Here is a 14591-nt window from a genome sequence, read left to right as displayed (position 1 = left end):
CGGGCAACCAGGGGTTCCAGGGCGATGCTGGTGCGCAGGGCAACCAGGGGTTCCAGGGCGATGCTGGTGCGCAGGGCAACCAGGGGTTCCAGGGCGACACCGGCGCGGAAGGGCCCCAGGGCTTCCAGGGCTTCCAGGGTTTCCAAGGTGCAACCGGTCCGCAGGGAAATCAGGGGAATCAGGGCGTCCAAGGTGCGAGCCCTGGGTCCCAGAGCCAGGTCGTCACTGCTACCACCAACACGGGCGACGCTGTTGTCTCGTGCCCTGCCGGCAGATTCGCCGTCGGTGGCGGCTACCAGACCAACGCGGCAGGCCAGCTCGAGATCATCAACGACCGTCCTGTCGGGGGTTCCCCGGCTACTGGTTGGCAGGTCACCGCGGCCGACGCACGCACAATCACCGTCTATGCGGTATGCGCACCGTGAGGCCCGCGCCACGAGCCTTGTCAGGCCGGATGGCCCTCGAGGCCACACCGAGCAACGACCCACCGTGGACACCCTCCCCACGCATCCGCCTGTTTGCCCACGTCGGCCGACTCAGTCGCGTTACGGGATCGATTCGGTAGACGGCCATAAAGAAGCGGATGGGATTGACCGGACTCGCCGCAACGGTCGTGGCCACCCATGTGGTGGCGGTTGGATTCGCTGTGCCACAGCGGACTCCGACACCACGCCTACGGCTGAATCCAGGCCCGTAGCGCCGATCGATCCGGATTTCGAATCCGCCCGGTACAACAAGGCGATCCTGCTCGGGTCGAGTGACACCGATCACGCGATCGCTCTTCTGAGGCGCATTGTCGACGCCAACCCACGGGCCGGCACAGCCTGTCTACACCTTGGACGGGCGTTGGCGAAGAAGGGACACGACGGCTTGGCCGAGGCCGACTTCGGCCAAGCCGTCCGCGCCGACCCGTCGCTCCAACAGCTCACGCCGGAGCATTTCCGGGATGCTGCCGGCACAGCACCGACAGTCACACAGGCAGGTACGAGAAAATGACCCCGACCCCCAGGTTCTCCGTCTTCACCCCCAGTCATCGACCCCGCTTCCTGGACGAGTGCCTTACGACCCTGCAAGCGCAGACCCGCTCCGACTGGGAGTGGATCGTGCTCCTCAACAACGGCGCGCGATGGAGGCCGGAACGCCCCGACGACCGTGTCCGGGTGGAGATCTCCGACGACATCCGGGGGGTGGGAGCGGCCAAGCGCCGCGCCTGTGAATTGGCACGCGGAGAGATCCTCGTCGAGCTCGATCACGACGACCTGCTGGCAAAGGACTGCCTGGCGGAACTGGCGACGGCCTTCGACGAGAACCCCGACATCGTCTTCGTATACAGCCACACCGCTCAGATCGCCGAGGACGGAAGCCGTGACGACACGCGCTTCAACGAGGCGCACGGCTGGCAGTACGAGGAGGTGGAGGTCGACGGTCGCCGACTCTTGCAATCCATCGCCATGGCACCGGCGCCGCACAACGTGTCGTACATCTGGTACGCCCCCAACCATGTGCGAGCGTTCCGTAAGGACACCTACGAGCAGGTCGGTGGGTACGATGCGACACGCACGGTGCTGGACGACCAGGACTTGATGTGCCGGCTTTTCCAGGCGGGTGACTTCCACCGGATCCCTCGCTGCTTGTACCTGCAGCGGCTGCATCCCCACAACACACAGCGCGACACCGAGGTCAACGCGCATATCCAGCGTGAGACCGTCGCCCTGTACGACAAATACATCGAGGCCAACGCACTCGCCTGGACCAAGCGGCGTGGGCTGCTCGCGCTGGACCTCGGCGCGGCGCACCGCAAGGCACCCGGCTATCTGGGAGTGGACCAGTACCCCAGGGACGGCGTGGACATCGTTGCGAGGCTGCCTGAGCCACTGGATCTGCCCGACAACTCTGTCGGCCTGCTCCGCGCCGTGGACTTCCTGGAGCACGTACCGGCGAAGATTCCACTGATCAACGAGCTGTATCGCCTGCTGGCGCCCGGTGGCATGCTCCTTACCCAGACTCCCAGCTCGGACGGCCGGGGGGCCTACCAGGACCCGACGCATGTCGCGTATTACAACGAGAACTCGTTCTGGTACTACACCGACAACCAATACCGCGCCTTCGTGCCGGAGATCCAGGCCCGGTTCCAGCGATCACGGTTGGTCACCTACTACCCGACCGACTGGCACTCCAAGAACCACATCTCCTACGTGCAGGCCAACCTGATCGCCATGAAGGACGGCGCAGAACGGTGCGGTGGTCCACTGCTGGTGTGATGGGGGCGCTCCTCACGACGGGTACGGCCGGTGGCCGTGGCAGACGACCATGGATGTCGCCGGCCGGCGGCCCGCTCGTGTGCGTGGCCGCCCCCCACTCGCCCCACGATGGGCCCGTCGGTGACGAGCTCCGGATCTGTTGCGGCGGGCGCGCGGCGCGGCGAGGGTGGCGCGCCGTTCCTCCCGGCGATCCATCGGTCCGTCTGCGCCGGCTGTTGCTCCTGAACGCGGCGGAGGGATCAGAGGAGAGCGAGACGAGACACATCGGACACGTGTTCGATTCTATAGCGGGTGTGCGCCAGCTGGACAACACCGCGAGTGTCCTGTCGCTTTGAAGGGGGCTGCGGCGTCCTTCGCCGCGACTGACATCCCGGCGGCGACAGCACGTGGGCCCGGACCGGTCAGCCAAGCCGAGGCCAGCAGGGCACGGGAATCCGTCTGCGACACTGGATGAACCATGCCCAAGCCAGGAGAACTCACCTTCGTCGCGCCCCGCGGAGCCAAGAAGCCCCCGCGGCACCTCGCCGACCTCACGCCCGCCGAGCGCAAGGACGCCGTCGCCGCGATCGGCGAGAAGCCGTTCCGCGCCAAGCAGCTGTCCCAGCACTACTTCGCGCGGTACGCCCACGACCCCGCCCAGTGGACCGACATCCCGGCGGCCGCCCGGGAGAAGCTCGCCACCGAGCTGCTGCCGGATCTGATGTCCGTGGTGCGGCACATCTCGTGCGACGACGACACCACCCGCAAGACGCTGTGGCGTCTGCACGACGGCACGCTGGTCGAGTCGGTGCTGATGCGCTACCCGGACCGGGTCACCATGTGCATCTCGTCGCAGGCCGGGTGCGGGATGAACTGCCCCTTCTGCGCCACTGGGCAGGCCGGTCTCGACCGGAACCTGTCGACCGCCGAGATCGTGCACCAGATCGTCGACGGCATGCGCGCCCTGCGCGACGGCGAGGTGCCCGGAGGGCCGGCCCGGCTGTCCAACATCGTCTTCATGGGCATGGGCGAGCCGCTCGCCAACTACAAGCGGGTCGTCGGAGCCATCCGCCGGCTCACCGACCCCGAGCCGGACGGTCTGGGTCTCTCGCAGCGCGGGATCACGGTCTCGACCGTCGGCCTGGTGCCGGCGATGCTCCGCTTCGCGGACGAGGGCTTCAAGTGCCGCCTCGCGGTGTCGCTGCACGCCCCGGACGACGAGCTGCGCGACACCCTGGTCCCGGTCAACACCCGCTGGAAGGTGCGCGAGGTCCTCGACGCCGCCTGGGAGTACGCGGAGAAGTCGGGCCGCCGGATCTCCATCGAGTACGCGCTGATCCGCGACATCAACGACCAGGCCTGGCGCGGTGACCTCCTCGGCCGGCTGCTGAAGGGCAAGAGGGTTCATGTGAACCTGATCCCGCTCAACCCGACGCCCGGTTCGAAGTGGACGGCCTCGCGACCCGAGGACGAGAAGGCGTTCGTGGAGGCCATCGCCGCTCATGGTGTGCCTGTCACCGTCCGGGACACCCGAGGCCAGGAGATCGACGGCGCCTGCGGGCAGCTGGCGGCGCAGGAGCGGTGACCCGCAGGGCCGTCGGCCGTGGCTGATACTGTGCCCTGTGCGTTCGCACAATTGAACAACGAAACATTCCGACAGGGGAGCGCACCACAGCGCTGAGAGTGCGGCGAGGCCTTCACGGCCACGGGCCGCAGACCCTCGGACCTGATCCGGGTCATACCGGCGTAGGGAGTCAGCAACATCATGAACAGCCAGCTTCGGCGTGCCGTCCGCACGGCACTCGTCGGCGCCGTCGGCGTCTGCGTACTCGCGGCGTGCGGCGGGGAGTCCAAGGACAAGGACGCGTCCGGCGGGGCGAGCGGCCCGAAGACCGTGACGCTCGTCAGCCATGATTCCTTCGCGGCGTCCGATGCCGTGCTGAAGGAGTTCACCGCGCGGACCGGATACACGGTCAAGGTGCTCAAGAGCGGCGACGCCGGCACGGCGCTCAACAAGGAGATCCTCACCAAGGGCTCCCCGCAGGGCGACGTCTTCTTCGGCGTGGACAACACCCTGCTGTCCCGCGCGCTCGACAACGACCTCTTCACGCCCTACGAGGCCAAGGGCCTCGACCAGGTCGCGCAGGAGGTCCGGCTCGACGAGGGCAAGCACCGCGTGACGCCCGTCGACACCGGCGACATCTGCGTCAACTACGACAAGAAGTTCTTCGCCGACAAGAAGCTCGCGCCGCCGCGGACCTTCGCCGACCTCGCGAAGCCCGAGTACAAGAACATGCTGGTCGTCGAGAACGCCGCCACATCCTCTCCCGGCCTCGGCTTCCTGCTCGGCACCATCGGCGAGTACGGCGAGTCGGGCTGGCAGGGCTACTGGAACAAGCTCAAGGACAACGGCGTCAAGGTCGTCGACGGCTGGGAGCAGGCGTACAACGAGGAGTTCTCCGGCTCCGCCGGCGGCAAGAAGGCCAAGGCCGACCGCCCGCTCGTCGTCTCGTACGCCTCCAGCCCGCCGGTCGAGGTCCTCTACTCCGAGCCGCAGCCCGCGGAGGCGCCCACCGGCGTGGCCACCGGCACCTGCTTCCGGCAGATCGAGTTCGCGGGCCTGCTGACGGGCGCGAAGAACGAGGCGGGCGGCAAGGCGCTGCTGGACTTCCTGATCAGCAAGAAGTTCCAGGAGGACATGCCGCTCAACATGTTCGTCAACCCGGTCGTCAAGGACGCGAAGCTGCCCGAGCTGTTCACCAAGCACGGCGCGGTGGTCGAGAAGCCCGAGACCGTCGCCGCGGACACCATCGCGAAGAACCGTGAGCAGTGGGTCCGGTCGTGGTCCTCGCTCGTCGTGAAGTAGGCACATCCCTGCGCGGGAACGCGGCACGGTTCGGCCTGATGGCCGGTCCGGTCGCGTTCTTCGGGCTCTTCTTCGCCTACCCCGTCGCGGCGATCGTCGGACGCGGCCTCCACGCCGAGGGAGCCTGGCAGTTCGGCCGGTTCTGCGAGGTGCTCGGCCGGTCGGACATCCGCGACGTGCTGTGGTTCACCACCTGGCAGGCGCTGGCGTCCACGGCACTGACCCTGCTGATCGCGCTGCCCGGCGCGTATGTCTTCGCCCGGCTCGACTTTCCCGGGAAGCGGCTGCTGCGCGCGGTGGTCACCGTGCCGTTCGTGCTGCCGACCGTCGTCGTCGGTACGGCGTTCCTGGCCCTGCTGGGGCGCGGCGGACTCCTCGACGAACTGTGGGGGATCCGGCTGGACACCACGGTGTGGGCGATCCTCCTCGCGCATGTCTTCTTCAACTACGCCGTCGTCGTCCGCACCGTCGGCGGTCTGTGGTCGCAGCTCGACCCCCGCCAGGAGGAGGCCGCCCGGGTGCTGGGGGCGGGCCGCCTCGCCGCCTGGCGGCGGGTGACGCTGCCCGCGCTGGTGCCCTCGCTCGCCGCGGCCGCCCTCATGGTCTTCCTCTTCACCTTCACCTCCTTCGGTGTCGTGCAGATCCTCGGCGGCCCCACCTTCTCCACCCTCGAGGTGGAGATCTACCGGCAGACCGCCGAGTTCCTGGACCTGTCGACGGCGGCCGTGCTGACGCTGGTGCAGTTCCTGGCTGTCGGCGTGGTCCTGGCCGTGCACGCCTGGACGGTGCGGCGGCGGGAGAGCGCGCTGCGGCTCGTCGATCCGGCGCGCACCGCGCGACGGCCGCGCGGCGCTGTTCAGTGGCTGCTGCTCGGCGGCGTCCTGACCACGGTGGTGGTGCTGCTCCTGGCGCCGCTCGCGGTGCTGGTCGAGCGTTCCTTCGACACCCCGGCCGGCTACGGGTTCGGCTACTACCGGGAACTCGGCACCGTGGACCCGTCCGGCGGCGCGTTCCTCGTGCCGCCGATCGAAGCCGTCTGGAACTCCCTCCGCTACGCCCTGGCCGCGACCGCCATCTCGGTAGCCGTCGGCGGTCTCGCCGCGGCCGCCCTCACCCGTCGGGCGGGCAGGCTCGTCCGGGGCTTCGACGCACTGCTCATGCTGCCGCTCGGCGTCTCCGCCGTGACCGTCGGCTTCGGCTTCCTCATCACCCTCGACGAACCGCCGCTGGACCTGCGGGCCTCGTGGATCCTGGTGCCCCTCGCCCAGGCGCTGGTCGGCGTGCCCTTCGTGGTCCGCACCATGCTGCCCGTGCTGCGCGCCGTGGACGAACGCCTGCGGGAGGCGGCCGCGGTCCTCGGCGCGTCCCCGCTGCGGGCCTGGCGCGAGGTCGATCTGCCGCTGGTGCGCAGGGCGCTGGCGGTGGCCGCCGGTTTCGCGTTCGCCGTCTCCCTCGGCGAGTTCGGCGCCACTGTCTTCATCGCCCGTCCTGACAACCCGACGCTGCCGGTGGCGGTCGCACGGCTGCTCGGACGGCCCGGGGAGCTCAACTACGGGCAGGCGATGGCACTGAGCACCATCCTGATGGTGGTGTGCGCGGCGGCGCTGCTGCTGCTCGAACGCATCCGTACCGAGTCCACCACCGAGGAGTTCTGATGGCGCTGCTGGAACTGGCGGGCGTGACCGTACGGTTCGGGCCGCGCACCGCGCTGGACTCGGTGGACCTCAAGGTCGCCGAGCACGAGATCGTGTGCCTGCTCGGACCGAGCGGCAGTGGCAAGTCGACGCTGCTGCGGGTGGTCGCCGGGCTCCAGGAGGCCGACGCGGGGCGGGTGTTGCTCGGTGGGGCCGACCAGGCGCGCGTACCGGTGCACCGGCGCGGGGTGGGGCTCATGTTCCAGGACCACCAGCTGTTCCCGCAGCGGGACGTCGGCGGCAATGTCGCCTTCGGATTGCGGATGCACGGCGCGGACCGTGCGGAACAGGCCCGCAGGACCGACGAGTTGCTGCGGATGGTGGGGCTGCCGGGTGCGCGGAAGAGGTCCGTCGCGGCCCTGTCCGGCGGCGAGCAACAGCGAGTCGCCCTCGCCAGGGCGCTGGCGCCGGAGCCGAGACTGCTGATGCTCGACGAGCCGCTCGGCCAGCTGGACCGTGGTCTGCGGGAGCGGCTCGTCGTCGAACTGCGTGACCTGTTCGAGCGGCTGGGCACGACGGTGCTCGCCGTCACCCACGACCAGGGCGAGGCCTTCGCGCTGGCCGACCGGGTCGTCGTCATGCGGGACGGCCGGATCGCGCAGGCGGGGACCCCGCTGGAGGTCTGGCAGCGGCCCGCGTCCGCGTTCGTGGCCCGCTTCCTCGGTTTCGACAACGTCGTGGCGGCGACCGTCGAGGGCACGGCCGCGAACACCGAGTGGGGCAAGTTGCCGGTACCGGACGGGTCGCCCCAGGGAGCGCGGATGGTGCTCGTACGGCCCGACGGGGTTCGGCTCACCGACCCGTCGGAGGGCCTGCGGTGCACGGTCGAGTCGCGCACCTTCCGCGGGAGCCACGTGGCCGTGCGGCTGCGCCCCGAGGGCGGGCCCCCGCTGGAGGCGGAGTGCTCCCTCGGGCAGGCCCCGGTCGTGGGCACCGCGGTGGGTGTCGTCTTCGCCGCCGAGGAGGTGGTGGTGCTCGGACCGGACGCCCCTCAGTGAGCGTCCGCCAGCAGCCGCCGCAGCGCGTCCGGTGCCTCCTCGACCGAGTCGACAAGGGCGATCCGTGCCTCCATCGACCGGCCGCGCGCGAGTGAGCGCAGCAGCGGCCACGCCGGCAGATGATCCGTCCAGTGGTGCCGGTCGACGAGCACCATGGGGGTCGGTCCGCCGCGCGACTCGTAGTAGTTCGGTGTGGCGTTGTCGAAGATCTCCTGGAGTGTTCCGGCGGCGCCCGGCAGGAAGATGACACCCGCGTTCGACCTGGCCAGCAGGCCGTCCTCACGGGTGGCGTTGGCGAAGTACTTGGCGATGTGCCCGGCGAAGGCGTTCGGCGGCTCGTGGCCGTAGAACCAGGTCGGGATGCCGACGGAGTCGCCGCCGCTCGGCCAGCGGTGACGGACCTCGAAGGCGGCCTGCGCCCAGTCGGAGACGGACGGCAGGAACGACGGGGCCTTGGCGAGCAGCAGCAGCGCGTCGTCCAGCATCCCGTCCGGGTGCGGTGCCGCGTAGGCGCCCAGGTTGGCGGCCTCCATCGCGCCCGGCCCGCCGCCGGTGGCGACCGTGAATCCGGCACGGGCCAGCTCGCGGCCCAGCAGTGCGGCGCCGGCGTACGCGTCGGTGCCGCGGCCCATCGCATGGCCGCCCATCACGCCCACCACCCGCTCGCCGGCGAGGTGTTCGTCCAGGGCGTCGGAGATCGAGTCGTCGTGGACGGCGCGGAGCATGGAGGCGAAGATGTCCCCGTCGGCCTTCGTCTGCTGGAACCACGTGTAGGTCAGGGCGTCGGGCGTCGACTCGTACCCGCCGTCCTCGAGGCCCTCGAACAGGTCGTCGGGGGAGTAGAGCCGGCCGCTGTACGGGTCGAAGGGCAGATCGGGCACGGGCGGGAAGACGAGGGCGCCGTCCGCGCGGACCTTGGCGGCGGCGTCGGGCTCCATGGGGCAGCCGAGGAACACGGCGGAGGCCGTGTCGGCGCGCAGGAGGTCGGCGGTCCGCCCGGTGAGATCCACGGACTGGACGCGGTGCCCGGCGAGCGAGCCGCGGGCGACGGCGTCGTCGAACTCTTCGAGGGACTCGATCTCGCGGTCGTGCGGGGTGGCCGTCATGCGCCCACGATAGGCGGGCCGGGCCTCGCTCCCCCGACCCGCCCGGCACTGCCCCGGCCGCCGCCCGGCCCGGACGCGCAGAGAGCGTCGCCGCCGGCTCGACGGCGCAGGACGGCGCGCCTCAGCGCCTCAGCGACTCAACGCCCCGCGGTAACGGTTCAGCGGGTCAGCGGGGTGGCCGCCAGGGCGCCGACGGTCAGGGTCAGTGGGACGAAGACCATGAACAGGACCCCGGCACGCAGGGCCGCCGCCTGCCGCAGCACCGTCGCCGGGGCGCCCAGCCGGACCAGGTCCGCGGTCGCCTCCGTGCGGGACTGGCGGGACTCCAGCGCCGCCGTCAGCAGCGCCGCCATCGTGCACACGACGACCAGGGTCGTGCCCAGTGCCGTCATCGGGCCCCACGGGCGCGGGGCGGAGCCGTACACGGCGACGGCCGCCACCGCTCCGGAGGCCACCGCGCAGACCACGCCGAGGGGGCGGCCGATGCGCCGTGACTCCGCCATGAGGATGCGGCCGGCCAGCAGCCGGATCGCGCTCGGCCCGGCCGACTGGAGCAGACGGCCGCACAGGTGGGTGAGGGCAGGTCCCGCGAGCCACAGGCCGACCGCCGTGAGGACCCAGCCCGCCAGCACGCCGGGCGGCCGGGTGTCGGCCTCCGTTCCGCTCACGTAGGTCTCGACGGCCAGGCCCACCGCGATCAGCGCGACGCCCCAGGGCAGCCCGGCCGGGGCGCCGGCCGGCTCCTCGGCGTCGGGGACCGCGGGGCGCGGCCGGAGGGCGACGGAGGCCGCCGCGGTGGAGACGAGCGGCACGAGCGACAGCAGGGTGAGCGCGGCCGGCAGCGGCAGCGGCGTTCCTGCGGAGAGCAGTTCGGCCGCGGCCCCGTCGAACGGCAGCCCCGTCAGGTCGCCCCGCAGGTGCAGGAAGAACAGCAGCGCGAGGACGCTGCCGAGCGTGCAGGAGAGGGCGGTGGAGGACGCGGCGAGGACGGCGAGGCGTACGGGCCCGAGTCCGACCGCGGAGAGGCCGGAGCGCGGCCGGGTGCCGGGGTCCGTGCGGGCCACGGCCACCGCGAGGTACACCGTGGCGGCGAGGGGCAGCGCGCACCACAGCAGGCGGCCCACAGAGGACCGGTCGTCGGGATGCGACAGCGCGTGCATCAGTGTGCACAGCAGCAGGAAGCCGACACCCGCCGATGCCGCCGCCACCGTGAGCCGGCGCAGCAGTACCAGTGGATGCGACCCGCGCGTCAGACGGAGAGCGAGCACGCGGCCCGCCCTTCCGCGGCGGCGGTCGCCTGGGATCCCACCCGCCGCCCGTCGGCGAGCGTGATCGTACGGTCGGCGACCGCAGCGACGTCCGCGTCGTGGGTGGCGAGCACCATGGTGATCCGGTGCGAGCGGACGGCGGCCATCAGTGTGCGCAGCACCTGGGCGCGGTCCTGGCTGTGCAGCGAGGCGGTCGGCTCGTCCGCGAAGAGCACGGACGGGGTGGTGACCAGGGACCGTGCGACGGCGACACGCTGCTGCTCCGCCCGCAGCAGCGCGTAGGGGCGCTTGCGCGCGCAGGCGCCGATGTCCAGGCGTTCCATCCACTCCATCGCCGTGGTCCGTGCCGCCCGGCGGGAGACGCCGGAGAGCAGCAGCGGCAGGGCGGTGTTCTCCCAGGCGTTGAGCTCCGGTACGAGCGTGGGCTCCGGGTCGATCCAGCCGAAGCGGTCGCGCCGCAGCCGCTCACGCACCAGGGCGGGCATGGTGTGCACGGGGGAGCTGTTGAACCACACCTCGCCCTGCTGCGCGACGAGCTGCCCGGACAGGCACCGCAGCAGTGTGGTCTTGCCGCTGCCGCGCGCACCGAGCACGGCGAGGATCTCGCCCTCCCGCACGCCGAGCGACACGCCCACGAGGGCCGGGGAGCCGCGGTGGGCGTGGTGCAGGGAGCGAGCCCAGATCACATCGTTGTCGGGCGGGGCCACCATGACGTACACCTCGGTTCTGATCAGATTTCCGGCCCCCCGTACGGGGGAACGAAGGCAGGGCCGATCGGTCACTGGGCACGCTAAGGAGTCCTTGCCGGGCTACCGGGAAGCACGCGGCCCGGGCACCGTCCATCTCACTCGGATGGAGGTACCCGGGCCGCGTGCGGGGAGGGCGGGGTGGGGTCAGAGCTTGGTCCACGCCTCGGCGAGGACGCCGCGCAGGATCTGCTCGATCTCGTCGAACGTCGACTGGTCGGAGATCAGCGGCGGGGCCAGCTGGACGACCGGGTCGCCCCGGTCGTCGGCCCGGCAGTACAGGCCGTTGTCGTACAGCGCCTTGGAGAGGAAGCCGTACAGGACGCGCTCGGTCTCCTCGTCGTTGAAGGACTCCTTGGTGACCTTGTCCTTCACCAGCTCGATGCCGTAGAAGAATCCGTTGCCGCGGACGTCGCCGACGATCGGGAGGTCGTGCAGCTTCTGCAGCGTGGAGAAGAAGTTGCCCTCGTTGTCGAGGACGTGCTGGTTGAGGCCCTCGCGCTCGAAGATGTCGAGGTTGGCGAGACCCACGGCCGCGGACACCGGGTGACCGCCGAAGGTGTAGCCGTGCAGGAAGGTGTTGTCACCCTTGTAGAACGGCTCCGCGATGCGGTCGGAGACGATGCAGGCGCCGATCGGGGAGTAGCCCGAGGTCATGCCCTTGGCGCAGGTGATCATGTCCGGCACGTAGTCGAACTTGTCGCAGGCGAACATCGTGCCGAGCCGGCCGAAGGCGCAGATGACCTCGTCGGAGACGAGCAGCACGTCGTACTGGTCGCAGATCTCGCGGACCCGCTGGAAGTACCCGGGCGGCGGCGGGAAGCAGCCGCCCGCGTTCTGCACCGGCTCGAGGAAGACCGCGGCGACGGTCTCCGGGCCCTCGAAGAGGATCTGCTGCTCGATCTGGTCGGCGGCCCAGCGGCCGAAGGCCTCGGGGTCGTCGCCGTGGATCGGGGCTCGGTAGATGTTGGTGTTCGGCACCTTGTGCGCGCCGGGGACCAGCGGCTCGAAGGGGGCCTTGAGCGCGGGCAGGCCGGTGATGGACAGGGCGCCCTGCGGCGTCCCGTGGTAGGCGACCGCGCGGGAGATCACCTTGTACTTGGTGTGCTTGCCCTGCAGCTTGAAGTACTGCTTGGCCAGCTTCCAGGCGGTCTCGACGGCCTCGCCGCCGCCGGTGGTGAAGAAGACCTTGTTGAGGTCGCCCGGCGCGTGGTGGGCCAGACGCTCCGCGAGCTCGACCGCCTTGGGGTGCGCGTAGGACCAGACGGGGAAGAACGCGAGCTCCTGGGCCTGCTTGTAGGCGGTCTCGGCGAGCTCGTGCCGGCCGTGGCCCGCGTTGACCACGAACAGGCCGGAGAGACCGTCGAGGTAGCGCTTGCCCTTGTCGTCGTAGATGTAGGTGCCCTCGCCACGCACGATGGTGGGCACGGGTGCGTGCTCGTACGACGACATGCGGGTGAAGTGCATCCACAAGTGGTCGTAGGCGGTCTTGGAGAGGTCCTTGCTCACGGCTATCGGGTTCCCCACATATAGGTCTGCTTCTTGAGCTTGAGGTAGACGAAGCTCTCGGTGGAGCGCACGCCGGGGAGCGCACGGATCCGCTTGTTGATCACTTCGAGCAGGTGGTCGTCGTCCTCGCAGACGATCTCCACCATGAGGTCGAAGGAGCCCGCGGTCATCACCACGTACTCGCATTCGGCCATGGCCGTCACCGCGTCCGCGACGGGGTCGAGGTCGCCCTCGACCTTGATGCCGACCATCGCCTGGCGCCGCAGGCCCACGGTGAGCGGGTCGGTGACGGCGACGATCTGCATCACGCCCTGGTCGAGCAGCTTCTGGACGCGTTGCCGCACGGCCGCTTCGGAAAGGCCGACGGCCTTGCCGATCGCGGCGTAGGGACGGCGACCGTCCTCCTGGAGCTGTTCGATGATCGCGAGGGAGACCGCGTCGATCGTCGGGGTCGACGAACCACCTGCGGTCCCGTTCCTGGAGTCTGCGCTACGGCTGGCCACAACCTCACTCTGCACCGCGACTCGTCTGTCTGGCAAGCCCTGAGCGATGAAATTCGTTGTTGTGGGGGTGAAACTTAACTGAATCCGAAGTTGGAGGGTGGCGGGCCTGTTGAAACCGTCCGCGAAGAGATTAGGGTGGGGTGTCTCACCCATCGGACACGACAGGAGGGGTGGCAACAGTGACCACCGAGCTGCGTCGACTGCGCAACTACATCAACGGGGAGTTCAAGGACGCCGCCGACGGCCGGACGATCGACATCGTCAACCCCGCCACGGGCGAGGTGTACGCCACGTCGCCTCTCTCCGGCCAGGCCGACGTCGACGCCGCCATGGACGCAGCCGCGGCAGCTTTCCCCGCCTGGCGCGACACCACGCCCGCGGAGCGCCAGAAGGTGCTGCTGAAGATCGCCGACGCGTTCGAGGAGCGGGCCGAGGACCTGATCGCGGCCGAGTCGGAGAACACCGGCAAGCCCCTCGGGCTGACCCGCACCGAAGAGATCCCGCCGATGGTGGACCAGATCCGCTTCTTCGCCGGCGCCGCCCGCATGCTCGAGGGCCGCTCCGCCGGTGAGTACATGGAGGGCATGACCTCCATCGTCCGGCGCGAGCCGGTGGGCGTCTGCGCGCAGGTGGCCCCGTGGAACTACCCGATGATGATGGCCGTCTGGAAGTTCGCGCCGGCTCTCGCGGCGGGCAACACCGTCGTGCTGAAGCCGTCCGACACCACGCCGGCCTCGACCGTGCTGATGGCCGAGATCATCGGCGCGATCGCGCCCAAGGGCGTCTTCAACGTGGTGTGCGGCGACCGCGACACCGGCCGTGCGATGGTCGAGCACCCGGTCCCCGCGATGGCGTCCATCACCGGTTCCGTGCGGGCCGGCATCCAGGTCGCGGCCTCCGCGGCGAAGGACGTCAAGCGTGTCCACCTCGAGCTCGGCGGCAAGGCGCCGGTCGTGGTCTTCGAGGACACCGACATCGCCAAGGCCGTCGAGGACATCTCGGTGGCGGGCTTCTTCAACGCCGGCCAGGACTGCACGGCGGCCACCCGTGTGCTCGTGCAGGAGTCGATCCACGACGAGTTCGTGGCAGCGCTCGCCAAGGCGGCCGCGGAGACGAAGACCGGCGCCCCGGACGACGAGGACGCGCTCTACGGTCCGCTGAACAACGCGAACCAGCTGGACCAGGTCACCGGCTTCATCGACCGCCTCCCGGCGCACGCCAAGGTCGAGTCGGGTGGGCAGCGGGTCGGCGACAAGGGCTACTTCTACGCCCCCACCGTCGTCTCCGGCCTCAAGCAGGACGACGAGATCATCCAGAACGAGGTCTTCGGACCGGTCATCACCGTGCAGTCCTTCTCGGACGAGTCGCAGGCCCTCGAGTGGGCGAACGGCGTGGAGTACGCGCTGGCCTCCTCGGTGTGGACCAAGGACCACGCGCGGGCGATGCGGATGTCCAAGGCGCTGGACTTCGGCTGTGTGTGGATCAACACCCACATCCCGCTCGTCGCCGAGATGCCCCACGGCGGCTTCAAGAAGTCCGGCTACGGCAAGGACCTGTCGGCGTACGGCTTCGACGACTACACGCGCATCAAGCACGTGATGACGTCGCTCGACGGCTGAGTCCCTGTTTCACGACGCGGCGCGCCCGGTGCACTTGTGCAC

Annotated in this window: 12 protein-coding genes and 1 riboswitch; of the genes, 6 read left to right on the top strand and 6 right to left on the bottom strand. The window is 70.1% G+C overall.

The genetic code is table 11. From position 1 onward, the window contains the following. On the bottom strand, positions 1-191 hold a 191-nt coding region (locus tag ACWGH4_RS03550; protein ID WP_453455063.1), incomplete at its 3' end, for a hypothetical protein. Positions 192-992: 801 nt separating this feature from the next. Between ACWGH4_RS03550 and ACWGH4_RS03545 the strand changes: the two genes are divergently transcribed. The 5 genes from ACWGH4_RS03545 (at position 993) to ACWGH4_RS03525 (ending at position 7798) form a co-directional block, all read left to right on the top strand. Continuing rightward, on the top strand, positions 993-2261 hold the full coding sequence (locus tag ACWGH4_RS03545) for a glycosyltransferase (protein WP_453455060.1): 1269 nt from the start codon (positions 993-995) through the stop codon (positions 2259-2261). A 457-nt stretch (positions 2262-2718) separates the two neighbouring features. Then, complete coding sequence (rlmN, locus tag ACWGH4_RS03540) at positions 2719-3825, top strand: 23S rRNA (adenine(2503)-C(2))-methyltransferase RlmN (RefSeq protein ID WP_398065132.1); 1107 nt, start codon at positions 2719-2721, stop codon at positions 3823-3825. 63 nt (positions 3826-3888) lie between these two features. Further along, positions 3889-4010: riboswitch (TPP riboswitch) on the top strand. Then, positions 4006-5106 (top strand): thiamine ABC transporter substrate-binding protein, encoded by a 1101-nt coding sequence (locus ACWGH4_RS03535; protein WP_453455056.1) that lies wholly within the window; start codon positions 4006-4008, stop codon positions 5104-5106. (Overlaps the previous riboswitch by 5 nt.) A gap of 38 nt (positions 5107-5144) precedes the next feature. Next, on the top strand, positions 5145-6761 hold the full coding sequence (locus tag ACWGH4_RS03530; RefSeq protein ID WP_453455053.1) for an ABC transporter permease: 1617 nt from the start codon (positions 5145-5147) through the stop codon (positions 6759-6761). Further along, the gene (locus ACWGH4_RS03525; RefSeq protein ID WP_453455050.1) at positions 6761-7798 is read left to right on the top strand and encodes an ABC transporter ATP-binding protein; all 1038 of its coding nucleotides are present in this window, start codon (positions 6761-6763) and stop codon (positions 7796-7798) included. Before ACWGH4_RS03530 ends, ACWGH4_RS03525 begins: the two co-directional genes overlap by 1 nt. On the opposite strand, the gene ACWGH4_RS03520 is transcribed toward ACWGH4_RS03525, so the two are convergent. The 5 genes from ACWGH4_RS03520 to ACWGH4_RS03500 form a co-directional block, all read right to left on the bottom strand. Next, on the bottom strand, positions 7792-8904 hold the full coding sequence (locus ACWGH4_RS03520) for an LOG family protein (RefSeq protein ID WP_453455047.1): 1113 nt from the start codon (positions 8902-8904) through the stop codon (positions 7792-7794). The two genes, ACWGH4_RS03525 and ACWGH4_RS03520, sit on opposite strands and share 7 nt — an antisense overlap. A gap of 158 nt (positions 8905-9062) precedes the next feature. Continuing rightward, the gene (locus ACWGH4_RS03515; protein ID WP_453455044.1) at positions 9063-10172 is read right to left on the bottom strand and encodes a hypothetical protein; all 1110 of its coding nucleotides are present in this window, start codon (positions 10170-10172) and stop codon (positions 9063-9065) included. After that, positions 10154-10882: an ABC transporter ATP-binding protein gene (locus tag ACWGH4_RS03510; protein ID WP_453455041.1), complete on the bottom strand. Its 729-nt coding sequence runs from the start codon at positions 10880-10882 to the stop codon at positions 10154-10156. Before ACWGH4_RS03510 ends, ACWGH4_RS03515 begins: the two co-directional genes overlap by 19 nt. 183 nt (positions 10883-11065) lie before the next feature. Beyond that, on the bottom strand, positions 11066-12445 hold the full coding sequence (locus tag ACWGH4_RS03505; protein ID WP_441266394.1) for an aspartate aminotransferase family protein: 1380 nt from the start codon (positions 12443-12445) through the stop codon (positions 11066-11068). After that, positions 12430-12945, bottom strand: coding sequence for an Lrp/AsnC family transcriptional regulator (locus ACWGH4_RS03500; protein WP_307708535.1), 516 nt, complete (start codon positions 12943-12945; stop codon positions 12430-12432). The genes ACWGH4_RS03505 and ACWGH4_RS03500 overlap by 16 nt, the downstream gene beginning before the upstream one ends. A 164-nt stretch (positions 12946-13109) precedes the next feature. Between ACWGH4_RS03500 and ACWGH4_RS03495 the strand changes: the two genes are divergently transcribed. Continuing rightward, on the top strand, positions 13110-14549 hold the full coding sequence (locus ACWGH4_RS03495; RefSeq protein WP_453455111.1) for a gamma-aminobutyraldehyde dehydrogenase: 1440 nt from the start codon (positions 13110-13112) through the stop codon (positions 14547-14549). Positions 14550-14591 lie beyond the last annotated feature (42 nt).

Source organism: Streptomyces sp. NPDC054847 (assembly GCF_053610925.1).
This window is presented reverse-complemented; position numbering and strand designations above follow the sequence as displayed.